The organism is Pseudomonas sp. KH_017, from assembly GCF_057840285.1.
On sequence record NZ_CM174509.1, the window covers coordinates 23,524 to 37,324 of the forward strand.

General features: G+C 59.9%; 12 protein-coding genes. 7 read left to right on the plus strand and 5 right to left on the minus strand.

Going from position 1 to position 13,801, the window contains the following annotated elements; translation table 11 throughout:
• Nucleotides 1–9: 9 nt before the first annotated feature.
• From AC3IT6_RS00115 to betC, 3 genes are all read right to left on the minus strand, one after another.
• A complete protein-coding gene (locus tag AC3IT6_RS00115; RefSeq protein ID WP_489353912.1) occupies nucleotides 10–1,578 on the minus strand; it encodes a SulP family inorganic anion transporter in 1,569 nt (522 codons plus the stop codon).
• Nucleotides 1,579–1,721: 143 nt separating this feature from the next.
• Complete coding sequence (gene choX / locus AC3IT6_RS00120; RefSeq protein ID WP_489353913.1) at nucleotides 1,722–2,642, minus strand: choline ABC transporter substrate-binding protein; 921 nt, start codon at nucleotides 2,640–2,642, stop codon at nucleotides 1,722–1,724.
• Between the two features lie 16 nt (nucleotides 2,643–2,658).
• The gene (gene betC / locus AC3IT6_RS00125) at nucleotides 2,659–4,173 is read right to left on the minus strand and encodes a choline-sulfatase (protein ID WP_458370530.1); all 1,515 of its coding nucleotides are present in this window, start codon (nucleotides 4,171–4,173) and stop codon (nucleotides 2,659–2,661) included.
• 114 nt (nucleotides 4,174–4,287) lie between these two features.
• On the opposite strand from betC, the gene AC3IT6_RS00130 reads away from it, so the two are divergent.
• The gene (locus AC3IT6_RS00130) at nucleotides 4,288–5,238 is read left to right on the plus strand and encodes a choline sulfate utilization transcriptional regulator (protein WP_489353914.1); all 951 of its coding nucleotides are present in this window, start codon (nucleotides 4,288–4,290) and stop codon (nucleotides 5,236–5,238) included.
• Here AC3IT6_RS00130 and AC3IT6_RS00135 read toward each other — a convergent pair.
• Nucleotides 5,235–5,897 carry an NAD(P)-dependent oxidoreductase gene (locus AC3IT6_RS00135; protein WP_458370532.1) on the minus strand — a complete coding sequence of 221 codons (663 nt, stop codon included), beginning with the start codon at nucleotides 5,895–5,897 and terminating at the stop codon, nucleotides 5,235–5,237. The genes AC3IT6_RS00130 and AC3IT6_RS00135 overlap by 4 nt on opposite strands.
• An 86-nt stretch (nucleotides 5,898–5,983) precedes the next feature.
• Here AC3IT6_RS00135 and AC3IT6_RS00140 point away from each other — a divergent pair, with 86 nt between their 5' ends.
• Complete coding sequence (locus tag AC3IT6_RS00140) at nucleotides 5,984–6,310, plus strand: DOPA 4,5-dioxygenase family protein (RefSeq protein WP_057397350.1); 327 nt, start codon at nucleotides 5,984–5,986, stop codon at nucleotides 6,308–6,310.
• On the opposite strand, the gene AC3IT6_RS00145 is transcribed toward AC3IT6_RS00140, so the two are convergent.
• On the minus strand, nucleotides 6,311–6,712 hold the full coding sequence (locus tag AC3IT6_RS00145; RefSeq protein WP_489353915.1) for a GFA family protein: 402 nt from the start codon (nucleotides 6,710–6,712) through the stop codon (nucleotides 6,311–6,313).
• Between the two features lie 343 nt (nucleotides 6,713–7,055).
• Here AC3IT6_RS00145 and AC3IT6_RS00150 point away from each other — a divergent pair, with 343 nt between their 5' ends.
• The 5 genes from AC3IT6_RS00150 (at nucleotide 7,056) to AC3IT6_RS00170 (ending at nucleotide 13,765) form a co-directional block, all read left to right on the plus strand.
• Nucleotides 7,056–8,363: a CitMHS family transporter gene (locus AC3IT6_RS00150; protein WP_008045759.1), complete on the plus strand. Its 1,308-nt coding sequence runs from the start codon at nucleotides 7,056–7,058 to the stop codon at nucleotides 8,361–8,363.
• An 85-nt stretch (nucleotides 8,364–8,448) separates the two neighbouring features.
• Entirely contained in the window at nucleotides 8,449–9,216 is a 768-nt protein-coding gene (locus AC3IT6_RS00155; RefSeq protein WP_489353916.1) for a TerC family protein, read from the plus strand.
• 287 nt (nucleotides 9,217–9,503) lie between these two features.
• On the plus strand, nucleotides 9,504–11,162 hold the full coding sequence (locus AC3IT6_RS00160; RefSeq protein ID WP_150728144.1) for a Na/Pi cotransporter family protein: 1,659 nt from the start codon (nucleotides 9,504–9,506) through the stop codon (nucleotides 11,160–11,162).
• Nucleotides 11,163–11,218: 56 nt separating this feature from the next.
• Entirely contained in the window at nucleotides 11,219–12,595 is a 1,377-nt protein-coding gene (locus AC3IT6_RS00165; RefSeq protein WP_489353917.1) for a M16 family metallopeptidase, read from the plus strand.
• Between the two features lie 141 nt (nucleotides 12,596–12,736).
• Nucleotides 12,737–13,765, plus strand: coding sequence for a DUF5924 family protein (locus AC3IT6_RS00170; protein ID WP_489353918.1), 1,029 nt, complete (start codon nucleotides 12,737–12,739; stop codon nucleotides 13,763–13,765).
• Nucleotides 13,766–13,801: the final 36 nt, after the last annotated feature.

Genomic DNA, 13,801 nt, shown 5'->3' on the forward strand with positions numbered 1-13,801 from the left:
GATGCCGGATCAGTCCTCAAACCGGATCGGGCACTTCTGCGCCCCTTCCAGCTTCCTCAGCTCTTCCACCACCTGTGGCCGGGCCCGGCGCAAGGTCAGGCTGCGGTCCTGGCGAAGCAGGCGCCGCGCTTCCTGGTGCAGCATTTCCACCCCGGAATAGTCGATGAAGTTGATCTGCTGCGCCTCGATCACCACGCGCGCGCCGTGCATGCGTTGCAGGCGCACTTGCAGGTAATGGCTGGCGCCGAAAAAGATCGAGCCGCCCACCCGCAGAATGTCTTCCTCGCCATCCCGCACATGCTGCACCCGTGGTTGCGATGTGCGCTTGAGGTAGAAAAAAAGCGAGGCCAACACGCCGGCGTAGATCGCCGTTTGCAATTCCAGCAACAGCGTGGCGACGCAGGTCAGCGCCATGACCACGAATTCGGCGCGGCTGACCCGCAACAATGCGCGAATGCCGCGATGGTCCACCAGCCCCCAGGCGATCAACAGAATGCTGCCGGCCATGGCCGGAATCGGGATGTGCGCGATCAGGCTCGCGCCGAAAATTGCAAACAACGCGACCCACAATGCCGAAAAAATCCCCGCGAGTGGCGAACAGGCCCCCGCTTCATAGCTCAGGCCTGAGCGAGTGAAAGAGCCGGCGGACAGCGATCCGGAAAAAAACGCACCGACGATATTCGACAGGCCTTGGGCACGAACTTCCTGATTCGCGTCGAGTAATTGCTGCGAACGTGCAGAAATCGAACGGGCAATCGACAGGCTGGTGACCAGCCCGAGCATGCCCACTGCCACGGCGCTGGGTAGCAGGCGCAGGATCAGATCGAGGTCCAGCGGCAACGGACTGAAGGGCGGCAGTTTGCCAGTGAAGGCGCTGACCAGTTGCACATGGCCGAACATTGATGGCCAGAGCCAAACCAGCAAACCGCCGAGAATCAGGGTGATCAAGAGCGTCGGCCAGCGTGGCAACCACTGCTTGAGGATCACGCCCACCACCACCGTCGCCAGCCCCAGCGCCAGCGAAGGTTTGTCCATTTCGCCGAGATGGCGCAACAACGTGATGAAACTGTCCAGCGCGGTAACCTGGCTGGGCAAGTCCAGCCCCAGCAGGTTAGGCAATTGACCGATGGCAATCACCACGGCGGCACCCAGGGTGAAGCCGAGTACCACCGAGTGAGAGACGAAATTAACCAGTGCGCCAAACCGCAGCAAACCCAGCAGCCACTGAAAGAGGCCGGCAAGAAACGTCAGCAACAGGATCAACATGACGTAGTCCTGTGACGCTGGAACGGCCAGAGGACTGACGCTGGCGTACAGGACAATGGAGATGGCTGCCGTAGGACCGCAGATCAAATGCCACGAAGAACCCCACAGGCAGGCGATCAATACCGGGATGATTGCCGCGTACAGGCCGTATTCCGGAGGCAGGCCGGCAATCAGTGCGTAGGCAATGGATTGCGGCAACGCGAGAATCGCGCCGCTGAGGCCAACGATCAGGTCACGACCGACACTGGCGCGGGTTTGCCGGGGTAGCCAGGTGAGGAAGGGGAAGAGTGAATGGCGGCTGGGCAGGGCCATGGGGCCTCTCGGGTGGGGTTTTTGCGCAAGGGTAGCAGGACATGACCTGTGGGAGCGGGCTTGCTCGCGAATGCGTAGTGTTAGTCGACATAAATGCCGGATCTGATGGCCCCTTCGCGAGCAAGCCCGCTCCCACATGGGTTCTAAAGCTTGGCTTTGACCGCCGGCAACGCATCCTTGCCATCCACGGTCTTCACCCCATCGAGCCATTTATCCAGCACCGCCGGGTTGGCCTTGATCCACGCCTTGGCCGCATCGGCATTGCTGACCTTCTTGTTCACCACCTCGGCCATGATGCTGTTCTCCATGTCCTGGGTGAAGCTCAGGTTGGTCAGCAGTTTGCCGACGTTCGGGCAGGCCTGTGCATAACCTTTGCGGGTCAGGGTATGCACGCTGCCGGTGTCACCGAAGTATTTCTCGCCACCCTTTAGATAGTGCATTTTCAGCTGCACGTTCATCGGGTGCGGGGTCCAGCCGAGGAAGGTCACGAATTTCTGTTTTTTCACCGCGCGGGACACTTCCGCCAGCATCGCCTGCTCGCTGGATTCGACCAGTTTCCACTGACCCATGTCGAAATCGTTTTTCTTGATGATCTCTTGCAGTGAGATGTTCGCCGGGGCGCCGGAGCCGATACCGTAGATCTTGCGGTCGAACTTGTCGGCGTATTTGTTCAGGTCGGCAAAGTCATGCACGCCCGCGTCCCACACGTAGTCCGGAACGGCGAGGGTGAATTCGGTGCCGTCGAGGTTCTTCGCCAATTGGGTGACATCGCCGTTGGCGACGAACTTGTCATAGAAACCCTGCTGCGCCGGCATCCAGTTACCCAGGAACACATCGACCTGGCCATCCTTGAGCCCGCCAAAGGTGATCGGTACCGCGAGAGTGTCGACCTTGGCCTTGTAGCCCATGCCGTCCAGCAGAAACCCGGTGATGGCATTGGTCGCGGCGATGTCGCTCCAGCCCGGGTCGGCCATTTTCACGGTCTCGCAACTCTGCTCGGCAAACGCCGATGCACTGCCCAGAGCCAGGAGCCCGACCGTCAGAACTGTGGATAACCTTTGCATGGACTTCCCCTTAACATTATTGGTTTTGGCAGGGTTGTGGATAACGTGCTTTACGCTCCAGATCGTCGAGGTCGATGTGGTTGCGCATGTACTGCTGGCTGGCGTCCACCAGCGGCTGGTGATCCCAGCTCTTCAGCTTGCCGAGGGTCAGTGCCTCGGCGACGAAGCGTCGGCGCCGCTGGCTGGCGAGCACCTGCTGGTGAATCGCCGGGATGTTCCATTTGGCCCGCGCTTCGGCGAGAAAATCGTTGAACAGCTGGCGATGTTGCGGCGAATGGCTGAGTTCTTCCAGTTCGTGAGGGTCATTGTGTACGTCGAAGAGTAGGCAAGGGTCGTCTTCGCTGTAGATGAATTTGTAGGCGCCGCGGCGGATCATCATCAACGGACTGATGGTGCCTTCGGCCATGTATTCACCGAACACTTCATCGTGGCCACCCTGCCCTTGCAGGTGCGGGACCAGCGAGCGGCCGTCCAGCGGCAAGCCCGGTTCCAGCGAGCCGCCGGCCAGTTCGACGAAGGTCGGCAACAGGTCTGCCGTGGAAACACTGGCGCTGACCCGGCCGGCGCCGAACTGCCCTGGTGCGCTGATCAGCAGAGGCACCCGTGCAGCCATTTCGTACCAGTGCATTTTGTACCAGAGGCCACGCTCGCCGAGCATGTCGCCGTGGTCACCGGAGAACACGATGATGGTGTTCTCGATCAGCCCGGTATCCTCGAGGGTTTGCAGGAGTTTGCCGACGTTGCTGTCGATATAGCTGCACGCGCCGAAATAGGCACGACGGGCATCGCGGATCTTATCCACAGGCAGCGGCTTGTCCCACAGGTCGTAGACCTTGAGCAGACGTTGCGAGTGCGGATCGAGGGCATGCGGGTCCGGGGTTGTAGGCAGCGGAATGTCGGCATCGTCGTACAAATCCCAGAAAGCCTTGGGAATGGTGTACGGATCGTGTGGGTGAGTCATCGAAACGGTCAGGCAGAACGGCTGGTCGCCATCCTCGCGGATATGGTCGAACAGGTACTGCTGGGCCTTGAACACCACCTCTTCGTCGAAATCCAGTTGATTGGTACGCACGCATGGGCCGGCTTGCAGCACCGACGACATGTTGTGATACCAGGTCGGGCGCACGTCCGGTTCATCCCAGTTCACCGCCCAGCCGTAGTCGGCCGGGTAGATGTCACTGGTCAGGCGTTCTTCGTAGCCATGCAGCTGGTCCGGGCCGCAGAAATGCATCTTGCCCGACAGGGCCGTGCGGTAGCCGAGGCGGCGCAGGTAATGGGCGTAGGTCGGAACGTCGGCGGGGAAATCGGCGGCGTTGTCGTAGGCGCCGATCTTGCTCGGCAACTGGCCGCTGACCAGGGTGAAACGCGACGGTGCGCACAATGGGCTGTTGCAATAAGCCGAGTCGAACACCACGCCTTGTGCGGCGAGGCGGCTGAGATGAGGCAGTTTGATGGGCGATGGGCCGTAGAACGGCAACATTGGCGCGGCCATTTGATCGGCCATGATGAAAAGAATGTTCTTGCGCTTCATGTGATCGCGGCATTCCATAGTGGATGTTTATGCGAGAGTGCTGGCTTCGAGAATGAAACCCCAGCACCTTGCGGTAAAGCCCATGCACGGCAATGACTAGGATAAGTACAGCTTATGTATGACGCCCTTGGTGACCTGTCACTGGATCTGCTTCGCGCCTTCGAAGCGGCGGCCCGTCAGCGCAGCTTCACCGCGGCGGCGGTTGAACTGGGCACCACGCAACCGGCCATCAGCCAGCAGATCAAGCGCCTGGAAGAACAACTGGCGACACGCCTGTTCGACCGCATTTATCGTGGAATCGAACTGACTGAGGCTGGGCAGATTCTTTTCGAGCAGGTTCAGTTCGGATTGCAGAACATCGACGCAGGATTGAGCGCAATCAGCGCACAGCAACAGCATGAAGTGCTGCAGGTGGCCACGGATTTTGCCTTCGCCGCCTATTGGTTGATGCCGCGTCTGCACCGCTTTCACGCGGCCAATCCGCAGGTGGATGTCAGCCTGGTCACCAGTGAACGCAGCCATAACATGCTACGTACCGATATCGATGTGGCGGTACTGTTCGGCGACGGCCGTTTCAAACAGGGTGAGAGCCATTGGCTGTTCAGCGAAGAAGTGTTTCCGGTGTGCAGCCCGCAGTTGTTGAGCGAGCGTCCACTGCCCTTGCCGGCCCAGGCATTGCTGGAGTTTCCGTTGCTGCACCTGCGTGGGGAACACAGCAGTAATTGGTTCGACTGGAGTGGCGTGTTCCGCGAATTGGGCATCACTTCGCCCCCGGCGCCCGGGCAGTTGCGCTTCGACAACTACACCCTGCTGATTCAGGCGGCGATTGGTGGCCAGGGTGTGGCGATTGGTTGGCGGCACCTTGTGGATAACTTGCTGGCGCAAGGGTTGTTGTGTCGACCGATCGGCGAAACGGTGATGTCGAGGCTGGGTTACTACGTGGTGCTGCCCCAGCGCAAACGACGCGGAGCATTGATCCAGCAGTTTGTGGATTGGTTGATGGCCGAACAGGCCAGCAGTGCGCAATCGCTCAACGGCCTGACGCTGCCGTCCATTGCGGTTTAGCTGTCGGTGGCGATGAAGTTGACGTGCTCTCGGATGTGCAGGTTCAAGTGCAATTCATCGGCAATGCCCACGGCAGTGCGGGCCAGCCGTCCGAGCGGTTCGGCCAGCCCCGGCTCGAGATTGCCACCGATCTGGGCAAAATGTTCGATGGTCAGCCCCGCTACCCCACGCGGTTCGTTAACCAGCGTCCACTTCAAAGGACTGCTTTGCAGTGCCTCGCGGATTTCCTCGGCGGCGTGACGTTGCAAGCTGTCCTCGGTTTCTGGATCGTCCAGCACGTCGAAATCACCCACCAGAAACAATCGGGCGATGTTTGCTGCCTGCATGCCATCGATCAGCGCATCCACTGCCAGTACCTGCTCGACCGGACCCGGTACGATGTTTTTTTCCACGTGTTCGCTGTTGAACGGTAAACCTGGAGCGTCCAGTAAGCAGATGACCACGGAGCTGCCAGCCACACTCTGCTTGACCCGTTGCGCGTCGAACAGGTCGCCAGTCTTGGTACGCAGCCCCGGACGGGGTGCCAGCGCATTGAGGTCATCGAGTACCGCGATCACTTCATGCTGGCGCCGCAGCATTTCAGCCATCAGCGCACTGCCCAGGCTGCTCATGGCACCATAAAGCACCACTTTCACGACGGGGGTTTCGGCATTTTTCATGGCTGGGCTTCCCGTTTTCCAGCGCCTATATGATGTTTGACCCGCAGGAACCGGCGAGGGTTCGAACAGTTTTCAGAGGGGTTCAGATGCAGCAGATCACGGGTTACCACGCCCACGTTTATTTCGATGCCAGCACGATCGGGCAGGCGCGGGCCTTGTGTGAACAGGCTGCGCAATTGTTTCCACTGAAAATGGGCCGTGTGCACGAGCGCCCGGTCGGTCCGCACCCGGACTGGAGCTGCCAGTTGGCGTTCGAGCCGCAGGTGCTGGGCGACGTGTTGCCGTGGCTGGCGCTCAACCGCAAGGGGCTGGTGGTGTTTTTGCACCCGGACACCGGCGACGATCTGCTCGACCATACCGAGCACGCGATCTGGATGGGCGCTATTCGGCCGCTGGACTTGTCTGTTTTTTGATCAGAGTGTTTCTCCAGCCTCGCCGGGTAAGTGTTCGTCCAGGTGCAGCCACGGCAAGCGGCTGTCGGTCCAGATGTGCCGCTCGGCCGGTGCTTGCTCGGGATGGTCGAGGGTGGCGATGGTCAGGTCGATGCTTTCCGGGCTCAGCTGCGTCACCAGCGCCAGTTGCGCCCCACAGTGGCCGCAGAAATATCGCGCGCAGGTCGATGAAGAATCGTACCGCGACGGCGTCCCGGCCAGCCATTGAAAGGCCGATGCCGGCACGGTGATCCAGGTGGTCACAATGCCGCCGCTGACCCGTCGGCAAATCGAGCAATGGCAGTGGGCAATATCGTGCAGCGGCCCGCTGAATTGATAGCGCAGTTGCCCACAATGGCAGCCGCCGGTGTGAATTTTGTTCATGGCATTCCTCCTGTTGCGTAATTACCGACGAAGGCCGTAACTCGGTTCACCTCCATGCCCCAGTCCGACGACCGGTTGTACTTCCGGTCAACGCGTTCATCGCCGAAAGCTGGCTGAAAGCTTCCCCGATTAGGATCGCCCCCACTGCCGGCAACAGACCGGTTGGCCAATGCCAGCGTTTTATCGCTCGCACAGCCCATTTAACAACAACAATGGTGATTCTGATGTCCTCTTCTACCCGCCGCTTCGCTGCAACTCCGCCCGTACGTCTCGTGCTTCCCGTTCTGCGCTGATCCCGCCCGATCCGCCCATTCCCTAGCCGCGCTACGCCTGGAGTATTCCCATGCTGACTTTCCTTGGCTTCGCCATGGTCATCACGTTCATGTTCCTGATCATGACCAAGCGCCTGTCCGCGCTGATCGCCCTGATCATCATTCCAATCATATTTGCCCTTTTCGGCGGTTTTTCGCCGAAGATAGGCCCGATGATGCTCGAGGGCATCACCAAGCTTGCGCCAACTGGCGTGATGCTGATGTTCGCTATCTTGTACTTCGCCCTGATGATCGACTCCGGCCTGTTCGACCCGGCCGTGCGCAAGATCCTCAAACTGGTCAAGGGCGACCCGCTGAAAGTTTCGGTCGGAACCGCCGTACTGGCGCTCGTCGTTTCCCTCGATGGTGACGGCGCGACCACTTATATGATCTGCGTGGCCGCCATGCTGCCGCTCTACAGCCGTATCGGCATGAGCCCGCGGATCATGGCCGGCCTGATCATCCTCGCCGGTGGCGTGATGAACATGACCCCGTGGGGTGGCCCGACCGCTCGCGCAGCCAGTGCGTTGCATGTGGACCCGTCCGATATCTTCGTACCGATGATTCCCGCGATGCTGGCCGGTGTGGTGGCGATCCTGGTCATTGCCTACTTCTACGGCAAGCGTGAACGTGCACGCCTGGGTGAACTGCACCTGGTGGGCGATGAAATCGACCACAGCGAAATCAGCGTTTCGCAGTTCCCGGATGCCCGTCGTCCGAAGCTGATCTGGTTCAACGGCGCCCTGACCCTGGCCCTGATGTGCACCCTGATCGCCGGCCTGCTGCCGTTGCCGGTACTGTTCATGGTGGCGTTCAGTATCGCCATGATCGTCAACTATCCTTGCCTGCAACAGCAGAAGGATCGTGTCGCGGCTCACGCCGGTAGCGTGCTGGCGGTGGTCGGGTTGATCTTTGCGGCCGGTATCTTCACCGGTATCCTGACCGGCACCGGGATGGTCGACGCCATGTCGAAAAGCCTGTTGGCGGTGATTCCGGATTTCCTCGGCCCGTACCTGGCTGTGATCACGGCGCTGGTAAGCATGCCGTTCACTTTCTTCATGTCGAACGATGCATTTTATTACGGCGTGTTACCGGTACTTGCCGAGGCCGCCAGCCATTACGGTATAACCGCGGTGGAAATGGCACGTGCCTCGATCGTCGGTCAGCCCGTCCACCTGTTGAGCCCGCTGGTTCCATCGACCTACCTGTTGGTGGCCCTGGCCGGTATCGATTTCGGTGACCACCAGCGCTTCACTCTCAAGTGGGCAGTGCTGGTTTGTATCTGCATACTGATTGCTGCACTGCTGTTGGGGACTTTCCCGGTGTTCAGCACTCTATAAGCCCAAGACTCACCACTTCGGGTCCAGGCTTCGCTGTTTGAAGCCCGGGCCCGTTGTGGTTTAACAATCGCTCAAAGGAATACACATGGAATGGCTGACCAACCCTGAAATCTGGGTTGCCTTCTTCACCCTGACCGCCCTGGAAATCGTCCTGGGTATCGATAACATCATCATGATTTCGATCTTGGTCAGCCGCATGCCCAAACACATGCAGGCGCGCACCCGGATTTTCGGTCTGGCGCTGGCCATGATCACGCGGATACTGTTGCTGCTGTCGATCACCTGGGTCATGCGCCTCACCGCCGACCTGTTCGAAGTGTTCGGCCAGGGTATTTCCGGACGCGACCTGATCCTGTTCTTCGGTGGTCTGTTCCTGCTGTGGAAAAGCTCGCAAGAGATGTACCACGCGCTGGAAGGTGAAGATGAAAGCAACGACGAACCTTCGGGCAAGGGCGGCAACTTCCTCTACACCATCATCCAGATTGCGATCATTGACATCGTGTTCTCCCTGGACTCGGTAATCACTGCGGTCGGCATGGTGTCCCACGTACCGGTCATGGTCGCGGCAATCATCGTGGCCGTGCTGGTGATGATGTGGGCATCGGGCACCATCAGTGAGTTCATCGACAAGCACCCATCGCTGAAGATGCTGGCGTTGTCGTTCCTGCTGTTGGTCGGCACCGTGCTGATTGCCGAATCCCTGGACGTGCACGTGCCAAAAGGCTACGTCTACTTCGCCATGGCGTTCTCGCTGGCTGTGGAAGCGATCAACATCAAGATGCGCACCGCCATCGCGAAAAAGAGGAAACAGCAGGATCCGGTAAAACTGCGCAAGGACATTCCGGGCCAGTGACCCGGTAGTACGCAACACCCTGTGGGAGCGGGCTTGCTCGCGAAGACGGAGTGTCAGTCAACATCAAAGTTGCCTGGTACACCGCTTTCGCGAGCTGGCTCGCTCCCACTTTGCTTTTGGCTGGCTACATGAATCTGTTTCCATGACAGTTTTGTTTCAATCCCTTCTTTGGCTATGCGATGCTGGCGCGCAGACCGTTAGCCAACTACAGCTTAAGTACAGAACGTAGAACGTCGCGCGGTACCGTCAACTTGCTCCTTTGGGGCGCTACACCACAGGGGGTCTTTATGCTCACCCTGCTCAATTTACTTTCTGCCGTGGCCCTGCTGATCTGGGGCACGCACATCGTCCGAACCGGCATCCTGCGGGTCTACGGCACCAATCTGCGCCATGTCATTGGCCACAACATGTCCAAACGCTGGCTGGCTTTCGCCTCCGGGATCGCCGTGACAGCGATGGTCCAGAGCAGCAACGCCACCGCCATGCTCGTCACCTCCTTTGTCGGCCAGGGCCTGATGACGCTGACCCCGGCGCTGGCCACCATGCTTGGCGCGGACGTCGGTACGGCGCTGATGGCGCGGGTGCTGACGTTCGATCTGTCGTGGCTGTCGCCGTTGCTGATTTTTGTCGGGGTGATTTTCTTTCTGTCGCGCAAGCAGACCCGACTCGGGCAGATGGGTCGTGTCGCCATTGGCTTGGGGCTGATCATTCTGGCGCTGCAACTGATTGTCGAAGCGGCGCATCCGATTACCCAGGCCAAAGGGGTGAAGGTGATTTTCGCCTCGCTCACCGGCGACATCCTGCTTGACGCCCTGGTCGGCGCGCTGTTCGCGATGATTTCCTATTCCAGCCTGGCCGCTGTGCTGCTGACCGCGACCCTGGCGGGTGCCAACGTGATCAGTCTGCCGGTGGCCATCGGGCTGGTGATCGGCGCCAATATCGGCAGCGGTGTACTCGCCTTCCTCAGCACCAGCATGCAGAACGCCGCCGGGCGCCAAGTGGCGCTGGGCAGCCTGCTGTACAAACTGATTGGTCTTTTATTGATCATTCCGGTGCTCGATCCGCTGGTGCACTGGCTCGATGGCCTGGATTTCAGCCCTCAGGAAATGGTCATTGGCTTTCACCTGCTCTACAACACCGTGCGCTGCCTGATCCTGCTGCCCAGCCTCGAACCGATGGCGAGGTTTTGTGCCTGGGTGCTGCCGGAGCGCCAGCAGGCCAACGGCACGGCCAAGCCCCGGCATCTTGACCCCACGGCATTGGTCACGCCCGGTCTGGCGCTGGCCAACGCGGCCCGGGAAACCCTGCGCATGGGCGACCTCATCGACAACATGCTCGAAGCCATGCTCGACGTGTTGCGCGGCAAACAGACCGCCGTCACCCAGGAAATCCGCCGCCTGACCGACGATGTGGAAGCGCTCTACAGTGCGATCAAGTTGTATCTGGCGCAAATGCCCCGGGAAGATCTCAGCGATCAGGACAGCCGGCGCTGGGCGGAAATCATCGAACTGGCGATCAACCTGAAACTCGCCAGCGACTTGATCGAACGCATGCTGCGCAAGATTCAGCAGCAGAAAACCTCGCAGCGCCGGTCGTTTTCCGAAGTCGGGCTGGACGAATTGACCGGGCTGCATGCGCAGTTGATTTCCAGCCTGCGGCTCGGGATGTCGGTGTTTCTCAGTGGCGACCCGGAAAGTGCCCGCCAGCTGGTGCGTGAAAAACGTCGTTTCCGCGCACAGGAACGGCGTCTGGCCCACGCTCATGTCAGCCGCTTGCAACGTAAAATCGTGCAAAGTATCGAAACCAGTTCGTTGCATCTGGAGCTGATCGCCGACATGAAGCGTCTGAATTCGCTGTTTTGCAGCAGTGCCTACGTGGTGCTGGAAACATCGGACACCGGTGCGCTGGTGGTCGACGATTTGAGCGACATTACTCATTCACCCTGAACGTCCACAATTGCCTGAAGTCTGTAGAACTTACGCTAGTCGTATGGAAACCCGTTATGCGTTGTCTGTTGTTCGCCTGCCTGTTGCTTGGTTCATTCCCGTCATTTGCCCTGGATCGCTTCCAGGTCGAGGGCTACACCCTGCGCAATGGTTTGCAGTTGTTGCTCAAACCCGGCACCGACCGCGGGCATGTGGCGATCCGGCTGGTGGTCGGCGTTGGCCTGGACGATTTCAAATGCGAAGAAAAGGAGTTGCCGCATCTGCTGGAACACCTGCTGTTCAGCGGCATCGACGCCAGCGGCGAAGGTGGCCTGGAAGAACGCATGCAAGCTCTGGGCGGTGAGTGGAACGCGTTCACCAGCAATGCCGATACGACTTTCGTCATCGAAGCCCCGGCGAAAAACCAGCGCAAGGTGCTCGACCTGCTGCTGGCACTGCTGACCCAGACCCGTTTCGACGACAACGCCATCAACGCGGCCAAGCAAGTGGTCGAGCGTGAAGACGGCGGCCACTACTCGCACCTGCAGCGCTGGCTCGATCGTCAGGACCTCGGCCACACGGCCAGCAACCAACTGGCCGTGGAGCTGGGCCTCAAGTGCCCGGAGCGTGCGCAAGTCGATGACCTGACCCATGAGCAACTGGAGCACGTGCGCAAGGACTGGTACGCGCCGAACAACATGACCCTGATCGTGGTCGGCGATCTCGACAAGTTGCTGCCGGCTTATCTGGAGCGGGCGTATGGCGCGCTGGAAGCGATCCCCCCTGGCGAGCATCCGCCGCTGCCGCAAATCCAGGCCAGCGCCGCCCATGAGCGCACCCTGGCCCGCGGTCTGGTCGGCAACGGCGCCAAGTTGCACTGGCTGGTGCCAGAGCCGGTACTGGAGGACCAACACGACGAAACCTTCGATTTGCTCAAGGACTATCTGGATTGGGCGCTCTATCGCCAGCTGCGCCTGGCTCACGGTTTGTCCTACGGCCCGTGGGCGGAACGCGAGGTGTTCGGCGGCGTGGGTTTCATGAGCCTCAATGCCGACCTGGAACGCGACGACGTGACCGATGCCGAACAAGTACTCGATGACTTGAAGGCCGGACTGCTCAAGAACGGCCTCAATGCCGACACCTTCAACCGCCTCAAGCAGGCCGCGATCGCCCGCCAGGCCTGGGCCGTACAAGGCAACAGCGCGTTGGCCGACTACTACTGGAGCGCCATAGGCAACTACGAAGATGGCCACTTCGCCAACCCGGCCCGGGAGCTGCAAGAAGTGACGCTGGAAGAAGCGAACAAGGCCGTGCGTGAATTGCTCCTGCAACCGGGGTATTTGCGGATCGAGAAGCCGTTGTTCAGTTATGACCAAGTGATGTGGCTGGTGGTCGGTGGGGTGGGCTTGATCGTGTTGATGCTGGTGGGTTGGCGTTTGCAGCGCAAGAAGTAACCATTCCATGTGACAACGGACTGAGAGGCCTTGCCGGTTCCCTGTGGGAGCGTGGTGTAACTGACCGTGAACCCTCGCCACAGCGCCGCACCAGCGGTACCCTGTCGAGGTTTTTTCCTACGACGACTGTGAAACCGCCGAATGCAAAACCTGACCCTTTTCGTACAGCGCATCCTCGAATTGATGAAGCGGTACCCTGGGGTCATTGCGCTCTTTGGTTTCATCTCCGGGGTGGGCAGTTTCATTCTGGTCGATCGCCAGCAAGGCCTGGCGAGCTGGATCACCACCATCATGCTGATCAGCTGGATCTGGCTGATGCTGGAAAACAGCCTGACCAAGCTGTTCGCGCGCATCTTCAAGCGCGAAATACCGGAACCCTTGCTGCGTTACGCAACGCAGATGATCCATCAGGAAAGCCTGTTCTTTGTCCTGCCGTTCTTCTTCATCACCACGACGTGGAACAGCGGCCAGTTGTTTTTCACCGGGCTGCTGGGCGTCGCGGCGCTGATTTCGATCATCGACCCGCTCTACTACAAATGGCTGGCTCCACGGCGCTGGGCGTTTCTGGCCTTGCACACCCTGACCCTGTTCGCCGCGCTGCTCACTGCGTTGCCGGTGATCATGCACCTGACCACCGCGCAAAGTTTCAAATGGGCACTGGGTATCTCGGTGCTGTTGTCGTTCCCGAGCCTGGCGTCGATCTTCCCGATTCGTACCCTGCGCAATGCGCTGGCGATCTTGAGTATCACCCTGGGCATCGGCGCCATTGGTTGGGCGCTGCGCTCGTGGGTGCCGCCGGCGACGCTGTGGATGACCGATGTGGCCATCAGCACGCAGATGCAAGACCGCACGCCTGGCGCCAGCCTCGACGAAGTCAGCGCCGAGCAGATTCGCAATGGCGGGCTCTACGCGTACACCGCGATCAACGCTCCACGTGGCCTGGACGAACGGATTTATCACGTCTGGAAATTCAACGGTAAAGAGGTCGACCGCATCCCTCTGGATATTCGTGGCGGGCGCAAGGAAGGTTACCGGGCCTGGACCCACAAGCAGAATTTCCCGGGCAACCCGGCCGGCAAATGGCAGGTTCGGGTGCTGACCGAGGATGGCCAGGTCATCGGCGTGCTGCGCTTCAAAGTCACGGACAGCACAGCGATCAAAGAAAAGTAGTCCGGTTCGTGCTATTACGTAGAGCTGCGTAATCAC